We start from the raw sequence: 19,856 nt of genomic DNA, 5'->3' as shown, positions 1-19,856 counted from the left end.
AGGGCCCGGTCAGCGGTTGACGACCTGCTTGTCGGTGGTGAGCACCGCGGCCGCGCCGACGACGAGACTGAGCGCCAGGACGTACATCGGCAGCGATGTCGAGCCGGTGGCGTCCTTCAGCGCCCCGATCATGTAGGGACTGACGAAGCCGGCGAGGTTGCCCACCGAGTTGATCGCGGCGAGACCGACCGCGGCGGCGGTGCCGCCGAGGAACGCGGTGGGCAGCGACCAGAACAGCGGCGCGCAGGTCAGCACCCCGGCCGCGGCGAAGGACAGCGCGGCCAGGGACAGCGCGGTGGACCCGGCCCAGCCGGCCGCCAGCGAGAAGCCGACGGCACCCATGAGGCTCGGCACGACCAGGTGCCAGCGGCGCTCGCGGCGCTTGTCCGCCGAACGTCCGAACAGGTTCATCGTGACGAGCGCGGCCAGGAACGGCACGGCGCTGAGGACGCCGATCGCGAGGTTGCCCTTGATGCCGGTGGACTCGATGAACGTGGGCATCCAGAAGGTCAGGGCGTACTGGCCCATCACGAAGCAGAAGTAGATGAGGCACATCAGCCACACCTTGGGCTCACGGAAGGCGTCCCAGACCCGGCCGTGCACGGTCTGGTGCGCGGCGTCCTCGGCGATCGCCCGTTCGACTACGGCCTTCTCCTCATCGGTGAGCCACTTCGCGGCGCGCACACTGTTGTCCAGGTAGAACAGGGTGGCCACACCGATGAGGACGGCGGGGATCGCCTCCAGCAGGAACATCCACTGCCAGCCCTGCCAGCCGCTCACGCCCTGGAAGCGGTCCATGATCCAGCCGGAGAGCGGGTTGCCGAAAATACCCGCCACCGGGATCGCCGACATGAAGAGCGCGATCACCCGGGCACGACGGTGGGACGGGAACCAGTAGGTGCAGTACAGGATCACCCCCGGGTAGAACCCCGCCTCCGCAGCACCGAGGAGGAACCGGAGGACGTAGAACGTCGCCTCGTTGCTGACGAACACGAACGACGCCGAGACCAGACCCCAGCTGATCATGATCCGGGCGATCCAGGTGCGGGCCCCGATGCGCTGCAGCATCAGGTTCGAGGGCACCTCGAAGAGGAAGTAGCCGATGAAGAACAGACCGGCACCGAGGCCGTACGCCGCCTCACTGAACCCGAGGTCGTCGGACATCTGCAGCTTCGCGAAGCCGACGTTGACCCGGTCCAGGTAGGAGACGACGTAGCAGAGGACGAGGAAGGGGACGATGCGTCTTACGACCTTGCGGAAGACGGCGTTCTCACGGGCGACGTCGGGGACTGCGGACGCCGTTTTGGGTATGGACATGGCGATCCTTTGGCGCGGCTCAGGGGAATTCTCTGACAGGTTCTGACAGGTGAGGAGCGGGTCACCACGCGGCGTTGAACGTGGACCTCAGTTCATCGAGCGCATGATGGGGGAGCGGCTCGGGGCGACGGTCGGTCAGGAGCCAGAGGCGTGCCGTCTCCTCGAGTTCTTCGAGGACGGCGAGGGCGGTGGCCGCGTCGGGACCCCAGACGACGGGGCCCAGCCGGTCGAGCAGCACGGCCCTGATGGGCGTACGGCTTTCCGCCCGCTCGGCGATCTTGGCGGTCACCAGGTCGGCCACGCGCGGGTCGCCGGGCCGGTGGTAGGGGATGAGCGGGACGTGGCCGACCTTCATCACGTAGTACGGCGTGATGGGCGGGAGCACGTCGTCGTCGCTCCACACACCGGCCAGGGTGAGCGCGACCAGGTGAGTGGAGTGGGTGTGGACGACGAACCGGGCGGTGGGGTCGGCGGCACAGATACGTCGATGGAGCGTCAGGGTCTTGCTGGCGCGGTCACCGGCGATCTGCTCACCACGGGAGTCGACCAGCGCGAGGCGGCCGGGTTCGAGGAACCCCAGGGCGGCGTCGGTCGGGGTGATCAGATGGCGGTCGTCGACCTTGGCGCTGATGTTGCCGGCGCTGGCATGGACGTAGCCCCGGGCGAACAGGCTCGTGCCCACGCGGACGATCTCGTTGCGCGCCTCGTCGACGGCCTCGTCGTGCGCCGGCCCGGCGGTGGTGCCCTGGTGCTGGGTCATCCGGCCTCCTTCTCCAGGAGGGCGAACGAGGAGGTGAAGAAGTCGGGGCCGCCGAAGTTGCCGGACTTGAGCGTGATGTGGAGCGTCTCTCCGCCGGGAAGGGCCGCCGCACACCACGGCACACCGGGGTCGATCTGCGGTCCGATCCGGAGCCCGGTGAGGCCGAGCGCCTGGACGACCGCTCCCGAGGTCTCACCGCCCGCGACGACGAGCCGACGGACGCCGCGTTCCACCAGCCCTTGTGCGACACGGGCCAGCGTCCGCTCCACGAGCTCACCGGCCTCGGCGGCGCCGAGTCGGCCCTGGACGGTGCGGACCGTGTCGGCCGACTCGGTGGAGTAGACGAGGACCGGCCCGTCGTCCAGGTGCGACTCGGCGAAGGCCAGGGCCTGTCCGACCACGTCGTCACCGGCCGCCACGCGCAACGGATCCACGCTGAACGCGGGTTGGCCACTGCGCAGGTACTGAAGGACCTGACCGTTCGTGGCCGCGGAGACCGATCCCGAGACGATGGCCCGGTGGCCGCCGGCCGGCGGAAGCCGCGCGGCGGCGGGGGAGGGCTTGACCCCCCAGTTCGCGGGCAGACCGATGGCCAGCCCCGAGCCTGCGGTCACCAGGGCCAGCCCCTTGACCGCCGCGCCCAGGCGCACCAGGTCGTCGTTGGAGACGGCGTCGGCGATGGCGACCCCGACGCCGTCTTCGCGTAGGGCGTTGATGCGATCCTTGATCGCCTCGGGCCCGTCGGCGACGACCGTGTGATCGATGAGCCCGACCGCTCGCGTGGTCTGCGCGCCGAGTACGGAGACCAGGTTGGAGTCGGTCATCGGGGTGAGCGGGTGGTGGCGCATGCCGCTGTCGCTGAGCAGCACGTCGCCGACGAAGAGATGGCCCTTGAAGACCGTGCGCCCGTTGTCGGGGAACGCGGGCGTCGCGATCGTGAAGTCGCTGCCCAGTGCCTCCATCAGCGCCTCGGTGACCGGTCCGATGTTGCCGGCCGGGGTCGAGTCGAAGGTGGAGCAGTACTTGAAGTAGACCTGCTCGGCGCCCATGGACCGCAACCAGGCAAGCGCCCGGAGGGACACCTCGACGGCGTCGGCGGCCGGGACGGTCCGCGACTTGAGGGCGATGACCACCGCGTCCGCGTCCACCACCTGCCCGGGGTCGGCCGACGGCACGTCGATCAGCTGGACCACACGCATGCCCGCGCGCACCAGGTTGTTGGCCAGGTCGGTGGCGCCGGTGAAGTCGTCGGCGATGCACCCGAGGCGGATTCCCATGTCAGGCCTCCGCCGGCTTGGGCAGGTCGACGCCCGGGAAGATCTTGATGACCGCGCTGTCGTCCTCGGCCCCCAGCCCGGACGCCGACGCCTGGAGGAACATCTGGTGGGCGGTGGCGGCGAGCGGCAGCGGGAACCGTTCGGGCCTTGCGGAGTCCAGCACGAGCCCAAGGTCCTTGACGAAGATGTCGACGGCGGAAAGAGGTGTGTAGTCACCGGCGAGCACGTGCGCCATGCGGTTCTCGAACATCCACGAGTTGCCGGCGCTGTGCGTGATGACCTCGTAGAGCGCCTCGGCGGGAACACCCGCCTTGATGCCGAGGGCCATCGCCTCGGCCGCTGCGGCGATGTGCACGCCCGCGAGCAGCTGGTTCACGATCTTGACCTTCGAGCCGAGTCCGGCGCGGTCGCCCAGCCGGTAGACGGTGCTGCTCATGGCCTCCAGCACCGGGTCGGCCACGGAGTACGCCGCGGCAGAGCCCGACGTCATCATGGTGAGCTCGCCGGCCGCCGCACGGACGGCGCCACCGGAGATGGGGGCGTCCAGGTAGAGCACACCCTTCTCGGCCAGGCGTCCCTCAAGCTCGGCCGACCAGCTCGGATCGACCGTGGAGCACATCACGAAGACGGCGCCCGGCCGGAGCCGTTCGGCCGCCCCGTCCGTACCGAACAGCACGGACTCGACCTGCGCCGCATTGACCACCACGCCGACCAGGACATCCACCGCGGCCGCCAGCTCACCGCAGGAGGCGAACGCCGTCCCGCCGCCACGCGCGAAGGCTGCGGCCACATCCGTTCGCAGGTCGTGGACCCCGACGTCGTAGCCCGCGGCGCGCAGGCTGTGGGCCATCCCGAGGCCCATGGCCCCTAGCCCGACCACGCCCACGCGCGGCCGTTCGGGCTTGTTCTGGTCGTCCATGCCCATCCTCGTCTGTGTTGTCCGGAGCGCGTCGGCTCAAGCTCACCGCTCGTGGAGATCAGGTCATATGATGACCTGAGGACATTGATTTGTGTGCTGTGATGCCCGTCACATGTGGAGGGTGGCTCGATGGCATCCGCCCGCGGAGCCCCCGCAAAACCCGTTGGCGGGCCACGGCGGCCACTGCTAGTTTTCCGGAGGCCGTGCGAGAGAACGAGGAGGTGGTACCCGTGAACGCAGTATCGACATGGGTGCTCCCCTTCGGGGTCACGGTCGGACGCTAGGTCGTCCGGGAGCGCCGTTCCAAGCGCACTCCCGAAAGGCACGACCATGCACGTCACTTCCGAGCAACGCCTCGACGACGGCGTCCTCGAACGCGAATTCACCCTCGGCGAGATCCCCGGCACCCTGTGGATGCCTGAATCCGCCGCACCAACTCCGCTGATCCTGATGGCCCACAACAACGGCCTGCCCAAGCGGGAACCGCGGCTGGTGGCCCGGGCCCGGCACTCCGCGGCGTACGGCTATGCGGTGGCCGCCATCGACGCCGCAGGGTGCGGCGACCGGCCCCGTTCCGCCGCCGACGAGGAGGCCCGCGCCGACCTCCGTCGGGCGATGCGGGCCGGCGAGCCGGTCGACGAGATCTTCGAGTCCCTCGTCGGCCAGCTGGTCGAACAGGCGGCCCCGGACTGGCAGACCACCTTGGACGCCCTCCTTGCGCTGCCCGAGATCGGCGGCCCGGTCGGGTACTCGGGGTGGACCGCCGTCGGCATCCGCCTTGCGGTGACCGAACCGCGCATCGCGGCCGCCGGTTTCTTCGCCGGGGGTTACGTGCCCCGCGCCCAGCGCGAGGAGGCCCGGCAGGTCACCATTCCGCTGCTGTTCCTGCTGCAGTGGGACGACGAGGGCAACCCCCGGCAGCGCGCCCTGGACTTGTTCGACGCCTTCGGCACCAAGGAAAAGACGCTGCACGCCAATATGGGCGGGCACACCGGCACCCCGTGGTTCGAGGTGGACGACGGGAACCGGTTCTTCGGCCGGCACCTGAAGTGAGGCCGGGCCGTCCGGCCGACACCAGAGGGTAGGCGGTGTCGGCCAGGAGGCCGCTCATCGAGGACAAGTCCCTGCTGTGAAGCCGGGCTGTGCAGCACCGTCAGGCACAACAACACGGTGCTGTACAGCCCAAGCCCGGCCTTGAGGGTACGGCGGCGTTTGACGGCTGCCCGGCATGATCCTCCGTGACCCGACGGCGTTTCCAAGGCGTCAGAGCATCAGCAGGAGCCGCGTGTTCGGTACGAGCTTCCGGTTCACGCTGGTGCTCTGCACGAAGATGGTGAAGTCGTCGTTGTGGTCCGGCTTGACGCGGATTTCCACGTCCGGCAGGCCGAGCAGGGCGCGCGCCTCGGGCCCCGTGTACACCCGGTCCGTCTTCTTCTCCAGCACTGCGATCTGCTTCCGCGCCTGGACCGTCTCCGACTTGCTCAGCTGATAGAACGCACCCCCCGTGCGGTAGGTGTGCCCGCATTCGACGACCCACTCCCGGATCGCCGCGTCACGAGCCACCGGGATCAGCTGGTACGCGGACGGGTCCACCGGGGTGAGGCCGGCAGCCTTGATGGTGTTCTTGTTGACCGCTTCCGCACCGGTGGAGAACACGGCCCGTGATCCGCGGATGCCCTGGGCGCGGCCCACCATGAACTTCTCGGTGGCCTGCTGGATGACCTGTCCGGCCTCCTCCAGACCCTGTGTGCTCGTGGCGTCCCAGATGGCGATGTTGTCCTTCGGGAACCCGCCCTGCATGGCCTCGCGCTTGCCCATCTGGTCCGGCACGAGGACGGCCAGGGTCCAGTTGTCCTCCTGTGTTGCCATCATCTCGGCCACGGCCTTGACCAGTTCACGCGGATTCCTGGCCGGGGCATCCGGGCAGCGATGACTCGCGTTCTCCTGCCCGTCGGTGAGCACGAACGTCAGGAAGCTGTGGTCGCCATACAGTTGAGCGGTCTGCGCCAGCTCCTGCTGCGACTTGAGCGTGGCTGCCAGCAGCGCTGTCATGCCACCGACCCGGTACAGCTGCTTCAGGGACGGCATCCGCAGCACGTCCTTGTCGTAGATGACGCATTCCACCTTGTCCGCGAACACGTACACCGTGACGCGGGTTTCCTGGTCCAGTTCCTGTGATCGGCGCGCCAGATAGGCGATCTGCTGGTCGGCGACTTCGACGACCTTGCGGCTCAGGTGCGACATGGACGAACTGGCATCCAGCACAAGAGCAACGTGATTGATGTAGTTCTGGCTTCCGGACAAGACAGCTCCCCCTACTTCCGACTCGATGCTCCTATCGTCCCACCCACCACTGACAATCGATCTTGGTCCCGGGCTGCTCAGAGCGACCGGAACCGGGTCCGCACCGCCGACCCCCACCGCCGGTGACCCCCGTCAACGGCGCGCGCGGCCGGGCTCACGTCAGGGGCATGAACTCGGGCAGGGTGAGGGCCGAATGGGCCGGTCGTCCCTCCGGGGAGGGCATGGCGCTTAGATTGCGCAGCATGTCGTTGCGCTGCTCCAGGCCCCGGGCGGTGGTCGGGAAGAGCGTGGCGTCGCCCTCGCCGACCTGATCCTGGTTCGCGGTCACAAACTCACGGGTGTGGTGTTCGTAGGCGGCGAAGCCCGCGGTGTGGTCACGGTCGGCCAGGGAACCGGCGAGCATGTACGCGCCGACGAGTGCGAGGCTGGAGCCCTGTCCGGTAAGGAACGAGGGTGCGTACGCGGCGTCGCCCACCAGCGCGACCCTGCCGCTGGACCAGCGGGGCATGCGGATCTGGCTGACCCCGTCGAAGAACAGGTCATCCGCGTCACGCATGGCGGCAAGCATGCCCGGGACCTCCCATCCCGCGTCGGCGAAGACCGCGGCGACCAGGTCCCGTTGGGCTTCCGGGTTCCGGAACGCGTCGAACGGCGGTTCCGGGTGGGCGAAGTTCAGGAGGGCGTGCACGTCGTCGTTGCCCCCCACGGCGTAGAGCGCCGCCGCCCTGCCCGGCGTGTTCCACATCAAGAGCTCGTCGGAAAGCCCGAAGGTGTTGCGCATCGTGAATCCGGCGAAGCAGTAGCCGAGGTATCGATGGAACTGCTCTTCGGGCCCGAACAGGAACGCGCGGGTACGTGAGTGCAGGCCGTCCGCGCCGAACACCATGTCGAACGTACGCCTGCTGCCCCCGCGGAAGGTGACGTCGACCCCGTGGCCGGACGACTGGTCGAGGGTGTCGATGGAGTCGTTGAACAAGAACTCCACGTCGTCACGGACCGCCGTGTGGAGTGCCTCGGTCAGATCCCCGCGCCGCACCTCCAGATCCCGTCCCGCGACACCGCCGGTGACGGAGTGCGGCTTGACCGAGGTCACCTCGCTGCCGTCCCCGTCGAGGAAGGTCAGCCGGCGCAGGTCGATGTGCGCGTCCTGCAGTCGCGGCAGGATTCCCATCCTCCGGACGACCTCGAGTGCGGTGCCGCGCACGTCGATGGGGTAGCCACCGCCACGAGGCGCGCCCGCCTTCTCGACCACCGTGACCGCGAATCCGCAGCGGTTCAGCCAGAACGCGAGGGCGGGCCCCGCGACGCCGGCCCCGGATATCAGGACTTTGCGCCTCGGAGTCGTACGGATATCCCTCGACAGATCGGTACGGGTCATTCCTTGACTCCTTTGCTCATGGTGCGGGCGACAAGCAGGGACAGCGCCGTGACGGCGCCGGCTATGACGAAGCCGGTGACGAAGGCCGATTCGGCCGGGACAGCCGATCCGGAAGGGGTCCCGGCGGTGAGGATCGCGGCACTGACCTGCACACCCACGGCGTAGCCGACCACGCGCGTCACCAGGACCAGGCTGGTGGCGATGCCGGTGTCACTCTGATCGACGGAGGTGGCGGTGCTCGTCACCAGCGCCGTGACGCACAGGCCGTTGGCCAGCGCGATCATCGCCTTGCCGATGACGAGGTGCCAGACCTCGGTGTGCACGGCTGCCAGGGCGACCAGGCCTACGGCCATGATGACGATCCCGGCGGTGACCACGGCACGCGAGCCGAAGCGCCGCGCCCCGATCCCGCTGATCGGCCCGGCCAGCGACGCGGCCACGACGCCGGGCAGCAGGAAGAAGCCGATCTCGGTGGCGCTCGCCCCGAAGCCGTACTCGTCGGTGGGCACGGCGAACAGTTGCGGGAGGAGATGGACCGCCATCGCGGTTCCGACGCAGATCACGAACGTCAGTACGGACGACTTCCATACCGCGGGCCGTGCCAGCATGCGCAGATCGACCATCGGCGAGGCCGCGCGACGTTCGACGGCTGTCCATCCGGTCGCGAAGGCGGCCAGAGCCACGATGAGGGCGGCGAGCAGGAGTGGCTGCGAGGCGATGTCGGGCGCCAGCGCGAGGACGAGCATGAGCGTGACCAGCGTCCCGCTCAGGAGAACCAGTCCGGGCCAGTCGATCCCGGCGTCGTCCGACCGGCCCGGCGGATCATGTGGCATCAGCCTGTTCACCAGCAGGGTGGCCCCGATGACCGCGATCGTCGGCAGCGCGAACATCCAGTGTCGGGACAGCCCTTCCGCCACGGGCCCGGCGGCCAGTGTGCCCGTCATCCCGCCCCCGACGAGCAACCCGCTGACCATCCCGATGGCCACCTTCGCCTCGCCCGCGGGGAGGTGTTTGCGCACGAGGATGAACGACAGGGGCAGCGCGCCCACCATCGCCCCCTGCAGTACTTGCCCGAGCAGCAGCACCGGCAGGTTCGGCGCCAGGGCGGACACCAGACCACCGGCCGAGACCACCGCCATCAGCCGGATCAGGATCCGTTTTCCGCCGTAGCGGTCGCCTAACTTGCCCGCGACCGGTGTGACGAGCGCGCCGGTGATGAGAAGCATGATGCTGAGCAACGCCCCTTCGGCGGTACTCATGTCCAGCTCGCGTTGCAGGAGCGGAAGCGTCGGTGCCACCACCGACTCCAAGGCGCCGGTGGCGACTGCCAGCATGCCGAGGGCTCCGACAGCGGCCTTCCCGATGCGGACCGGGGGAGCCAGAGTTGCGGTCATGGACGTCCTTTCCTTCATTGCCGGGCGGCGAGTAGGAGGTCGGTCGTACCTGTAGCGCTGCCGCCTTGCCGGGTCCGCCCGGCGCGGACCAGGCGGCCTGTTCGCGCGGGGCGCGGTGTGCATGGAGCGTTGTGGACAGGTCCGAGGTCGTCCCGCGGGCTGAACCCGGGGAGGCGGTAACCGAGTTGGCGCATGCACGGCTCCGCCAGGCGGAGCGGGTGCACAAGTGCGGTGCACGACTGTGGTGCACGACTGCGGTGCGTCACGAGTCGACACTACACTACACCGTGCAGTGTAGAACGGTTAAGATGTGCCCATGCCGACCACGAAGACCCTGCGCGAGGGGTCCACCCGGAAGCGGGCAGCCATCCTCTCGGCGGCCCGGGAACTGTTCCTCGCCGACGGCTTCGACCGGTCCAGCGTCGACGCGGTCGCCGCCCGGGCCGAGGTGTCCAAGCGGACGGTCTACGACTACTTCGGCGACAAGCAGACGCTGCTGCAAGCGGTCGTCGACTCGATCGGCCAGTCAATGATCACCACGATCCGGCGCACCCTCGACGACACCCTCACCGATCTCACCGAGGTCGCCGAACTCGAGGACGCCCTGGTCACGTTCTCGATGCGCATCTCGACCGACATGCTCGACTCGGCGGAGTACGCGACGCTTCAACGACTGGTCCGGGCGGAATCAGGCCACCTGCCGCACCGGGGCTACAACTCCATGGCCGACACTCCCGACGAGGCACTTGCCGAGCGGCTCGCGGCCTTCGGTGAGGCCGGGCTGCTCGACGTCCCCGACCCCCGACTCGCGGCCGACCAGTTCATCGCGCTGACCTTCGGTGTCGCGCTGGACAGGCTCGGTTCCGCGAACGCCGCGGAGGACACCCGCGTCCGGACGCTCATCGTCGAGGGAGTGCGGACCTTTCTCCGGGCATACCGAACCGGGTAGGGCTGGGGCGGCGCGAAAGAGGGCGGCCGCGGGTGGCGCAGATGGCCGTGGTGCAGCGTTGAGGAAGGGCCGGTACTCGCCGGCTGCCCCTCCGCCCACGCCTCACCGGGAAACCGCGTTGGCTCACGGTGCCGACTGGATGTCCCCGCGTGTGGAGGACGCGATGGTGTCGCGGTGGGCGAAGTCGCCCGGGGGGATGCCGGGGTGGTGTCCGAGCTGGGCCGGTGCCACGGTGGCCGAGGGGCCGAGGGTGAGCCGGGAGACGATGCGGTAGCGGTCGCCGCGGTAGATCGAGTGGACGTATTCGACGGGCTGACCCGTGGTGTCCGAGGTGAGCCGCTCGAAGAGCAGCGCCGGGGACAACTCGGGCACCTCGAGCAGCTCGGCCTCGGCGCGGGTGACGACGGTCGGCTCGATCGCCTGTACGGCCTCATGGACGTGCACGCCATGCTGTTCGCGAAGGTGCTCGTACAGGTCGCCGGCTTCCAGTTCCTCGGCGGACAGGGTGGGGACCAGATCGGCCTTGATGTGCAGATGCTCGATGGCCATCGGGGCGCCGTCGACGAGGCGCAGCCGTGCTACGTACACGATCTCGGCGGCGGGGGAGATGCGCAGCTTGCGGCCCACGCGCGCGCCTGCCGGGATGGTCGTGAACTCCAGCAGGCGGCTCGACCAGGTTCCGGACGCCTGAGGCACGGTCATGGCCTGCTGACCGGAGACGAGTTCCTGGGTGATCTTCTCCGGTGCCACGAACATGCCGCGGCCGTGTTCCCGAACCAGCAGACCCGCGGCGACGAGCTCGTCGACCGCCGCGCGAAGGGTCGGACGGGACACGCCCAGGCGGGCGCACAGGGAACGCTCGGAGGGGATCGCGTCTCCCGGGCGGTGCGACTCGACGAGGTCGAGGATGAAGTCGCGAACTCGCTCCCGTTTGAGCACCGCACCTGGCTCGTCGGCCTTCATGTCGCACTCCCTCATGCACGGAATCCCCGGTTGACCAGTTGACCAGTGGTCTTCCGCAACTGCCCTCTTGGCGAGGGAAGTGTAACTGCCGCCGCACGGTGATCGTCCATGTTCTGACTGGCCTGCGCGCTAAAGCCCTTAGAAACGCAGGGGGTTGACGCCCTCGATTGGTCTATGCCACCTTCGTCCCCACATCAACAGGTGAGCTGTCCAGTGGACTTCACTGGTCAGGTGGTCAGGTCCTGTCCTCCAGAGGTGAACCGTGAAGCTCCGCTTGTTTGCCGGTGTGTCCGTGCTCGTGACGACGGTCGGGCTGAGTGCCTGCAGTAGCTCCTCCGATGCCTCCGACGACGGCCCCGGCGGGAGTTCCACCATCGACGTCTGGCTGATGCGCGACAGCGTCTCGGCCCAGTTCCAGACGGACTTCGTCGAGGGCTTCGAGGCCGCACACCCGGACATCAAGGTCAAGGTGCAGATCCAGGAGTGGGACGGGATCGGTGAGAAGGTCACGGCGGCCCTCGCCAGCAACGACGCACCGGACGTCATCGAGACCGGCAACACCCAGGTCGCCCAGTTCGCGCAGAGCGGGGGCCTGCTCGACCTCAGCGACAAGGTCGACGAACTCGGCGGGAAGGACTGGCTGAAGGGACTCGCCGAGCCGGGCGCCTACGAGGGCAAGCAGTACGGCATTCCGTACTACGCCGCCAACCGCGTCGTCATCTACCGCACCGACCTCTTCAAGGAGGCGGGCATCGACGCGGCCGCCATCAAGACCCGCGACCAGTGGATCGCCGCCACCGAGAAGCTCAACACCGGTGACACGCAGGGCATCTATCTGCCGGGCCAGAACTGGTACACCCTCGCGGGCTTCGTCTGGGACGAGGGCGGCGACCTCGCCACCGAGTCCGGCGGCAAGTGGAAGGGCAGCCTGGACACCCCCGAGGCGCTCCGCGGCATGGAGTTCTACGAGAAGCTCCAGGCCCTCGGCAGGGGCCCGAAGGACTCCGACGAGGCCGGCCCTCCGCAGGCGGACGTCATGGCCAAGGGAAAGGTCGCCCAGGTCATCTCTACTCCCGGCGGCGCGGGCACGGTCATCGAGAACAACCCCGAACTGAAGGGCAAGCTCGGCTTCTTCCCGATCCCGGGCAAGACCGCCGGCGCACCCGGCGCGGTCTTCACCGGCGGCTCCGACCTCGTCATCCCCACGGCCTCCACCAAGCAGGACGCGGCCTACACCTTCATCAAGGAACTCACCGGCGACACCTGGCAGAAGAAGCTCGCCGTCGCCATGAGCTACGTCCCGAACAAGACCACCCTCGCCGACGCGGTCGCCGCCGACCCGGGCGCCGCGGCCATGGCGGTCGGCGCCGCCGAGGGCCACGCCACGCCCAACAGCCCCGGCTGGGCAGCCGTCGAGGCCAAGAACCCGATCAAGGACTACATGACGGCCGTACTCACCGGAGGCGACCCGCGGCAAGAAGCCGTCACCGCGTCCGAAGCCATCACCACGGCGATGAACTCCGGCTCCTGAACCGTCCACGCACCGGAAGGAGGAGCGCCGTGTCGGCCGTCCGAGAGCAGACCGCCCCCCGCCCCCCACTCGGCACCGCCCCACCCCGGCGCTCCACCGGCCGCGGACCGCACCGCCCGTCGAAGACCACCGGCCGCGCGATCTGGCCGTACGTCCTGATCGCACCCGCCGTCCTCGGCACGCTCTACCTCCTCGTATATCCCCTGGTCCGCGCCGTGGTGATATCGCTCCAGGACTTCGGGCTGCGCCAACTCATCGTGGGCGACGCGCGGTTCGTCGGATTCGAGAACGACGAGAAGCTGCTGGGCGACGGCCACTTCTGGGAGGTCGTGCGCCGCACCTTCCTCTTCATGGCGATCAGCGTCGTCCTGATCATGACCTTGTCCACGCTGGTCGCGCTCATGATCGAGCGACTGGGCCGGTTCGGCCGGACCACGGTCCTCAGCGCGCTGGTGCTGACCTGGACGATGCCCGTCATCTCGGCGACCACCGTCTTCCAGTGGCTGTTCCACTCGGAGTTCGGCATCGTCAACTCGGTCCTGACCGGCCTGGGGTTCGGGTCCTTCGACCGCTATCCGTGGTTCGCGCACGGCCCGGCCGCCTTCGCCATCGTGGTCGTACTCGTCGTGTGGCAGTCCGTACCCTTCGCGGCGATCACCCTGTACTCGGCCCTCACCACCGTCCCCACCGAGCTGTACGAGTCGGCGCGGCTCGACGGAGCGTCGGGGCCGCGGATCTTCCGCTCCCTCACCTTCCCGATGGTCCGGCCGATCTTCATGCTCGTGTTCTCGCTCGAAGTGATCTGGACCTTCAAGGCGTTCGTCCAGATCTGGGTGATGACCAACGGCGGGCCCGGCGACGCGACCACGATCCTGCCCGTGTACGCGGTGCAGACCGCCCTGTCGAGCCAGCGCTACGACCTCGGATCGGCGGCCTCCATGGTCACCGTCGTGCTGATGTCGGGCGTGCTCGTCTTCTACTTCCGCCAGATGTTCCGCCAGGAGGACGAGCTCGCATGAGTACGGCGCGTATGAGCACGACCCGTCCCCGCATCCGCCGCCTGCCCCTGAACGCCGCCGCCGTCGTCACGGTCGTGGTCTGCCTGTTCCCGGTCTACTGGATGGCCGCCACCGCGCTCACACCGACCCGCGACATCCAGTCCGACAGCCCCCGGTTCATCCCGGAGAGTTGGACGCTCGACCACTTCCGCACCGCCGTCGGCGCCGACGGCTTCGGCCTGTTCTGGCGCAACAGCATCCTCGTCACGCTGAGCGCCGTCCTGCTTGCCCTCGTCATCGCGCTCGGCGCCGCCTACGCGGTCGCCCGGCTGAAGTGGAAGGGGCGCCGGCAGTTCATGCTCATGGTCTTCATCGCCCAGATGGCACCCTGGGAGTCACTGATCATCCCGGTCTACATCATCTCCCGCGACACCGACATGCTCGACCGGCTGCCGACCCTGACCCTCGTCTACTTCATGATGACGCTGCCCTTCACCGTCATCGTCCTGCGCGGCTTCATCGCCACGGTCCCGCCGGAGTTGGAGGAGGCCGCCCAGGTCGACGGCTGCACCCGGTTCGGCGCATTCCGGCGCGTGGCGTTCCCACTGCTGGCACCGGGCCTGATGGCCACCTCGCTGTTCGGCTACATCACCGCCTGGAACGAGTTCACGTACGCCAACTTCCTGATCATCAAGCAGCAGGACAACCGCACCCTGCCCGTGTGGCTGTCCTCGTTCCAGAACGTCTTCGGCACCGACTGGGGCGCCACCATGGCCGCCTCGACCCTCTTCGCCGCCCCGGCGCTCGTGGTGTTCCTGCTGCTCCAGCGCCACGTCACCTCCGGCTTCGCGGCCGGCGCAGTCAAGGGCTGACCCTCACACCCACCCCCGCGACCCCGTTCCGGAGGCGACGCATGCCCGCCCTCGTACCCCGCCCCACCGAGGCCGTGTTCAGGCCCGGCCACTTCACGCTCGACCCCGACACCACTCTGCGGCTCGGGGCAGGCACCGAACCGGCCGCGGAACTGCTGCGCACCCTGCTCGCCCCCGCCACCGGACTGTCCCTACGACCGTCCCCGGACGGCCAGTTCACCCTGGCGCTCGACTCCGGGCTCGGCGAAGAGGGATACGTCCTCACCATCGACCCGCATGCCGTGCTGCTGTGCGCCGCGCACCCCACGGGCCTGCTGCGCGGCATCCAGACGATCCGTCAACTCCTCCCTCCGCAGGCCCTGTCGGCGATCCCGCAGCCCGAAACACGGTGGCCGCTGCCGTGCGCCGACATCCGCGACGTCCCCCGTCACCCCTGGCGCGGCGCGATGCTGGACGTGGCACGCCACTTCCAACCCGTCTCCTACCTGCGCCGATACGTCGACGTGCTGGCCCTGCACAAGATCAGCGTGTTCCACCTGCATCTCACCGACGACCAGGGCTGGCGCATGCCGATCGCCGCCTACCCCAAGCTCACCGAGATCGGCGGCCACCGCGCCGAGTCCCAGAACGGCCCGGCCGGCAGCGGCACGTACGACGGCATTCCGCACGGCGGCTCGTACACGCGGGCCGAACTCGACGGCCTGGTCCGGTACGCGGCCGCGCGCGGCGTCACCGTCGTGCCGGAGATAGAGATGCCCGGGCATGTACGCGCCGCCCTCGCCGCCTACCCCCAACTGGGCAACCACCCGGAGCGCACCCTCGACGTCTGGACACGCTGGGGCGTGTGCGGCACCGTCCTCGGCGTCCACGACGAAGTCCTCGACTTCTGCCGCACCGTCCTGGACGAGGTGATGGACGTCTTCCCCTCGCCGTACATCCATGTCGGCGGCGAGGAGTGCCCCACCACCGAGTGGACGCGAAGTGCCGCCGCACGCGAACGGGCCGCGGCGGAGGGCCTGCCGCACCCCGAGGCCCTGCACGGCTGGTTCCTCGGACAGGTCGGCGACTTCCTCATCCGGCACGGCCGCCGCCCGGTCGGCTGGGCGGAGACCGGTGCCGAACTGCCCCTCGACTTCACGGTGATGACCTGGCGCGACTCGGCCCACACCCTGGCGGCGGCCCGTCGCGGCCACCCTGTGGTCAGCGCGTACCACCGGGCCACCTACCTCGACTACGCCCAGTCCGACGCCCCGCACGAGCCGCCGGCCCAGCCCGGAGCCGTCGTGGATCTGCGCGCCGTCCATGCCCACGACCCTGTACCCGAGGTCGCGGACGGGGTCGTAGCGGGAAAGGTCCTCGGCACCCAGGCCCAGCTGTGGACCGAGTTCGTCACGACGCCCGCCCACATCGAGTACCTCACCTACCCGCGCCTGTGCGCCCTCGCCGACCGCGGCTGGAGCGGCGCCACCGACTGGGCCGACTTCCGGTCCCGCCTCGACGGGCACACGGCCCGGCTCGACGCGCTCGGCGTCCAGCGCCACCCCTGAAGCACCAGCCCTGACAGCACCACCCCGAACCCCCGTCCCATTCCGGAACCACCCCACCCTTCTGGAGAGGAACAACCATGAGATTCGCGAAGAACCGGCTGCGCGCCACCGCATCCGCCGCCGTCGCGGTGGCCATGGGCGCCGCCGCGCTCACCGCACTCCCGGCCACCGCGAGCGCGGCCGGAGAGAGGCTGAACGTCCAGTACCGGACGAGCGCCGCGGGAGCCACCGCCGACCAGGCCGAACCCTGGTTCAAGGTGAAGAACACCGGCGACACGAGCGTGCAACTGCAGAACGTCAAGATCCGCTACTACTTCAAGGCCGACTCCGCGAGCGCGACCTACCGCTTCGCCTGTTCCTGGGCCGTCAAGGGCTGCGCCAACGTCACGGGCACCTTCGGTACGCTCGCCAACCCGACCGCCACCGCCGACCGCTACCTGGAGATCGGCTTCACCTCGGGTGCCGGTTCACTCGCTCCGGGCGCCGACACCGGCGACCTGCAGCTGCGCTTCCACCAGTCGACGTGGGCCTCGCTGAACCAGAGCGACGACTACTCCTTCGGCGCATCGCAGACGTCGTACGGCGACTGGTCCAAGGTCACGGCGCAGCTGGCCGGCACCACCCTGTGGGGCACGGCCCCCGAGGGCAACGAGCCGACAGACCCGCCCACCGACCCGCCGACCGACCCTCCGGCGGACGCCGCCACCCTGTTCGACGACTTCAACTACAGCAGCCACAGCGACCCGAGGATCTCGGCGAACGGCTGGAGCGTGCGCTCCAACTCCGGTGGCCCCGGCGTCTCCGGCGCGACCTGGGCGCCCGAGAACGTCACCTTCGCCACCACGAGCGGCAACTCCGTGATGAACCTGGAGACCTCGACCGCCGGCACCGGGGCGAGCACCGAGCACACCGAGATCCTCACTCAGGCGAGGAAGTTCAAGAACGGCACCTACGCGGCCCGGGTCAAGTTCAGCGACGCGCCCAAGTACGGGCCGGACGGCGACCACCTCGTCCAGACGTTCTTCACCATCAACGACCTCACGGCGCCGATGGCGGACGACTACGCCGAGTACGACTTCGAGTACCTGCCCAACGGCGGCTGGGGCGAGCCGTCCAACATCCTCTACACGACGTCCTGGGAGACGTACCAGGCCGACCCGTGGGTGGCGGTCAACCAGCACACCGAGAGCCGCCAGAGCTACGCCGGCTGGCACGACCTGGTGCTCACCATCGACAACAGCAGCATCAAGTACTACATCGACGGCCAGCTCTTCGGCACCCATGACTCCGCGTACCTGCCGGAGCGGCCGATGTCGATCAACTTCAACCAGTGGCTGATCGACTTCGGCGGCCTGACCAGCACCACCGCGCGGGCGTACGACGAGCAGGTCGACTACGTCCTGCACGTCAAGGACCAGGTCCTCACGCCGGCCCAGGTCGCGGCCCAGGTGACGACGTACCGCAGCGCGGGCACCACGTTCGAGGACACCGTCCCCAGCAGCTGATCCCAGTACACGGCGCCGGGCCCTGCGGGGCACCGGGCCCGGCGCCCAACCGTCCACTACTCCAGCTGCCGATCACGGTAGATCGGGGCGGAGCCTGGCCCTGAGCTGCTCGAACGCTGTGAGAGTCGGCCGCTGCGGCAGAAAGTCCCTGATCTGCAGGGCACAGTCTGCTGCGCTGTCGGTGTCCGTATCGCACTCGATGTCGTACAGGCCATGGGCGTGAACCTGTTTCAGCTGACGGGCCGCCAGACCCATCGGGCGATCACCACGCTCCCGCTCACGCCGTTCCAGCTCCTGCGGCGAACAGCGCACACCGACGAGAACGACGTCCCCGGGAGCGAACAGCCCGAGGCAGTCCAGCAGGCGCCACTGCTCGCTCAGCACGTGGTCCACCACCACGTTGTTGCCGCTCGCGGCCATGCCGGCGACCGCACGGTGGAACCCCATCCACGTGCGCCGAAGGACACCGCGCAGTTCATCCGGCGTCACCTCGCAGTGGGACCGCATGGCATGGAAGGCGTCCACGGGCATGTGGAAGTACGGCTCGTCCAGAACCTGTAGAAGTTCTCTGGCGATACTCGACTTCCCGGAGCTGGACGTACCGTTCAGGAAGATGATCCGCCCGCCCCGAGACACAGCGGGGCCGGTATCGCACTCGGCTCCAACGGCCAGGCCGTCACCTACCACGGACACCTCGACTCCTTTCGCTGCCGACCGATGAGATTTGATCATCATGGCTCATGGCCTTTCAGCGTGTGCCAGTTCGTTCAGTCACCTCGGGGATTGGCCTGTTCTTCTGGGATCGGCTGAGGTGTCGAGCGACGCGTCCGTGACGGTCGGTAGTGTCGCGGCCCATGAGTGATCAATGGCATGAGGTGGTCGTCCGCAAGGCAGAGCATGCGGATGTAGAAGGTTTGGTGGCGTGCAGTCGTGCCCTGTTCGCCGAGGACGCGGGGACCCGTGATCCGGACATCAACATCGACTGGCCGCGCGAGCACGGACCTCGGCGTTTCGCCTCCGGCATTGACGATCCTGACCGACTGCTGCTCGTTGCCGATCGAGACGGCGAGGTCGTCGGCCATCTCACCGGTTTGGTGGCCGAGGCGTCTGCGATGAAGCCGGTCAGGGTCGCGACGCTGGTGAGTATGTATGTGCAGCCCGCCCATCGCCGGGAACAGATCGGCGGGCGCCTGGTCCGCGAGTTCACAGTCTGGGCGAAGGAGAAGTATGCGGGGCTCGCGGAGGTCACGGCGTACTCGAGCAACACGGAGGCTATCCGTTTCTATGAGCGCAACGGCTTCGCGGCCAAGTCGGTGACCTTGGGAATTCCACTGTAGGCGTCTGCATCTCGTCGTCGATCGCCGACCTCGCGCGCAGCAACGATGGGATGGCATTGGGGTCCAAAGCCGTATCTCCCGTCAATTCAAAGGAGCCGGAGACCCAAGTGCCGATCGGCGGGCATCTGCCGCAATGCGCCGCAATCGCTGAGAGGAAGTGGCATGGGAACCTGGGGCTCAGGGCCTTTTGACAACGACACCGCCGAGGACACCCTCGAAGAGCTCGACGCCATGTCCCAGCGGCATCGTGAGGAGACGGTCAGTGCTGTCTTCCGCTCGGCGGTGCGCGGGGCGGGCTCGCCCTCCGCATCGGTGCTGCCGGAAGAGGTGATCGTCGCCGCGGCGGTGGTCGCGGCCAACACCCCGGCAGGCGCGCGCGTCGAGAGGAACGAGGACTATCCGTCGATCGCCTGCTGGTTGGCCAAGCCCGTCAGCCCCGCACTCGCCGCGAGCGCCGTCGAGGCGCTCCGAGCGGCACTGCCGGCGGACGGCTGGTACTGGAGCGGCTGGAAGGAGCCTCAGGGGAAGGTAGAGGCACAGGAGAGGATCGAGGGGATCATCTCCCTCCTGCGCTCGGCGACCGCGCCCTGACATACATCGTCCTCACCGAGAGCTCGTTGACCGACATTGCTTGTAGCCGGACGACGGCTTCTACGTCCAGCCGACCACGCTGGACCCCGGCAAGAGGGCATCAGGCGATTTCGCGCGCTCACTGAACCTCTTTCATCCTGGGGTCTGAGGAGTGAAACAGGTTGGTCAGCGTGGTGGTGACGTGGCGAAGCCCCTCGTCGTTGGTGTGGTGATC

18 protein-coding genes are annotated in these 19,856 nt (G+C 68.6%); 9 read left to right on the top strand and 9 right to left on the bottom strand.

The features are described from left to right. Positions 1-9 precede the first annotated feature (9 nt). From ACIA8X_RS34565 to ltnD, 4 genes are all read right to left on the bottom strand, one after another. Positions 10-1,317 (bottom strand): MFS transporter, encoded by a 1,308-nt coding sequence (locus ACIA8X_RS34565; RefSeq protein ID WP_393446471.1) that lies wholly within the window; start codon positions 1,315-1,317, stop codon positions 10-12. 61 nt (positions 1,318-1,378) lie between these two features. Then, positions 1,379-2,077, bottom strand: a complete 699-nt coding sequence (locus tag ACIA8X_RS34560; protein WP_393446469.1) for an aldolase — start codon at positions 2,075-2,077, stop codon at positions 1,379-1,381. Beyond that, positions 2,074-3,354 (bottom strand): 3-oxo-tetronate kinase, encoded by a 1,281-nt coding sequence (otnK, locus tag ACIA8X_RS34555; RefSeq protein ID WP_393446467.1) that lies wholly within the window; start codon positions 3,352-3,354, stop codon positions 2,074-2,076. The genes ACIA8X_RS34560 and otnK overlap by 4 nt, the downstream gene beginning before the upstream one ends. A gap of 1 nt (position 3,355) precedes the next feature. Next, on the bottom strand, positions 3,356-4,273 hold the full coding sequence (gene ltnD, locus ACIA8X_RS34550) for an L-threonate dehydrogenase (protein ID WP_393446465.1): 918 nt from the start codon (positions 4,271-4,273) through the stop codon (positions 3,356-3,358). Positions 4,274-4,603: 330 nt separating this feature from the next. Here ltnD and ACIA8X_RS34545 point away from each other — a divergent pair, with 330 nt between their 5' ends. Beyond that, a complete protein-coding gene (locus ACIA8X_RS34545; protein ID WP_393446463.1) occupies positions 4,604-5,326 on the top strand; it encodes a dienelactone hydrolase family protein in 723 nt (240 codons plus the stop codon). 210 nt (positions 5,327-5,536) lie between these two features. Here ACIA8X_RS34545 and ACIA8X_RS34540 read toward each other — a convergent pair whose 3' ends face one another. From ACIA8X_RS34540 to ACIA8X_RS34530, 3 genes are all read right to left on the bottom strand, one after another. After that, positions 5,537-6,577, bottom strand: coding sequence for a vWA domain-containing protein (locus ACIA8X_RS34540; protein WP_399459942.1), 1,041 nt, complete (start codon positions 6,575-6,577; stop codon positions 5,537-5,539). A 154-nt stretch (positions 6,578-6,731) separates the two neighbouring features. After that, the gene (locus ACIA8X_RS34535; RefSeq protein WP_393446459.1) at positions 6,732-7,955 is read right to left on the bottom strand and encodes an FAD-dependent monooxygenase; all 1,224 of its coding nucleotides are present in this window, start codon (positions 7,953-7,955) and stop codon (positions 6,732-6,734) included. Continuing rightward, on the bottom strand, positions 7,952-9,349 hold the full coding sequence (locus ACIA8X_RS34530; protein WP_399459941.1) for an MFS transporter: 1,398 nt from the start codon (positions 9,347-9,349) through the stop codon (positions 7,952-7,954). The genes ACIA8X_RS34535 and ACIA8X_RS34530 overlap by 4 nt, the downstream gene beginning before the upstream one ends. Positions 9,350-9,665: 316 nt before the next feature. Here ACIA8X_RS34530 and ACIA8X_RS34525 point away from each other — a divergent pair, with 316 nt between their 5' ends. Continuing rightward, positions 9,666-10,298, top strand: coding sequence for a TetR/AcrR family transcriptional regulator (locus ACIA8X_RS34525; RefSeq protein WP_399459940.1), 633 nt, complete (start codon positions 9,666-9,668; stop codon positions 10,296-10,298). A 123-nt stretch (positions 10,299-10,421) separates the two neighbouring features. Here the strand turns inward: ACIA8X_RS34525 and ACIA8X_RS34520 are convergent, their stop codons facing one another. After that, positions 10,422-11,261, bottom strand: coding sequence for a GntR family transcriptional regulator (locus ACIA8X_RS34520; RefSeq protein ID WP_393446453.1), 840 nt, complete (start codon positions 11,259-11,261; stop codon positions 10,422-10,424). A gap of 262 nt (positions 11,262-11,523) precedes the next feature. Between ACIA8X_RS34520 and ACIA8X_RS34515 the strand changes: the two genes are divergently transcribed. The 5 genes from ACIA8X_RS34515 to ACIA8X_RS34495 all read left to right on the top strand — a co-directional run bounded on the left by ACIA8X_RS34515 (position 11,524) and on the right by ACIA8X_RS34495 (position 17,714). Next, positions 11,524-12,792 (top strand): extracellular solute-binding protein, encoded by a 1,269-nt coding sequence (locus tag ACIA8X_RS34515; RefSeq protein WP_399459939.1) that lies wholly within the window; start codon positions 11,524-11,526, stop codon positions 12,790-12,792. A 29-nt stretch (positions 12,793-12,821) separates the two neighbouring features. Then, positions 12,822-13,811: a carbohydrate ABC transporter permease gene (locus ACIA8X_RS34510; protein WP_393446450.1), complete on the top strand. Its 990-nt coding sequence runs from the start codon at positions 12,822-12,824 to the stop codon at positions 13,809-13,811. Between the two features lie 11 nt (positions 13,812-13,822). Further along, entirely contained in the window at positions 13,823-14,662 is an 840-nt protein-coding gene (locus ACIA8X_RS34505) for a carbohydrate ABC transporter permease (RefSeq protein ID WP_393447320.1), read from the top strand. Positions 14,663-14,703: 41 nt separating this feature from the next. Next, positions 14,704-16,209 (top strand): beta-N-acetylhexosaminidase, encoded by a 1,506-nt coding sequence (locus tag ACIA8X_RS34500; RefSeq protein ID WP_393446448.1) that lies wholly within the window; start codon positions 14,704-14,706, stop codon positions 16,207-16,209. Between the two features lie 77 nt (positions 16,210-16,286). Continuing rightward, a complete protein-coding gene (locus tag ACIA8X_RS34495; protein WP_393446445.1) occupies positions 16,287-17,714 on the top strand; it encodes a cellulose binding domain-containing protein in 1,428 nt (475 codons plus the stop codon). Positions 17,715-17,786: 72 nt separating this feature from the next. Here the strand turns inward: ACIA8X_RS34495 and ACIA8X_RS34490 are convergent, their stop codons facing one another. Then, positions 17,787-18,386, bottom strand: coding sequence for a chloramphenicol phosphotransferase CPT family protein (locus ACIA8X_RS34490; RefSeq protein WP_393447318.1), 600 nt, complete (start codon positions 18,384-18,386; stop codon positions 17,787-17,789). A 182-nt stretch (positions 18,387-18,568) separates the two neighbouring features. On the opposite strand from ACIA8X_RS34490, the gene ACIA8X_RS34485 reads away from it, so the two are divergent. Beyond that, entirely contained in the window at positions 18,569-19,051 is a 483-nt protein-coding gene (locus ACIA8X_RS34485) for a GNAT family N-acetyltransferase (RefSeq protein WP_393446443.1), read from the top strand. Between the two features lie 162 nt (positions 19,052-19,213). Next, positions 19,214-19,642 carry a DUF4259 domain-containing protein gene (locus ACIA8X_RS34480; protein ID WP_393446441.1) on the top strand — a complete coding sequence of 143 codons (429 nt, stop codon included), beginning with the start codon at positions 19,214-19,216 and terminating at the stop codon, positions 19,640-19,642. Positions 19,643-19,856 lie beyond the last annotated feature (214 nt).

The organism is Streptomyces sp. NPDC051738, from assembly GCF_044453205.1.
Classification (GTDB): Bacteria; Actinomycetota; Actinomycetes; order Streptomycetales; family Streptomycetaceae; genus Streptomyces.
This window is presented reverse-complemented; position numbering and strand designations above follow the sequence as displayed.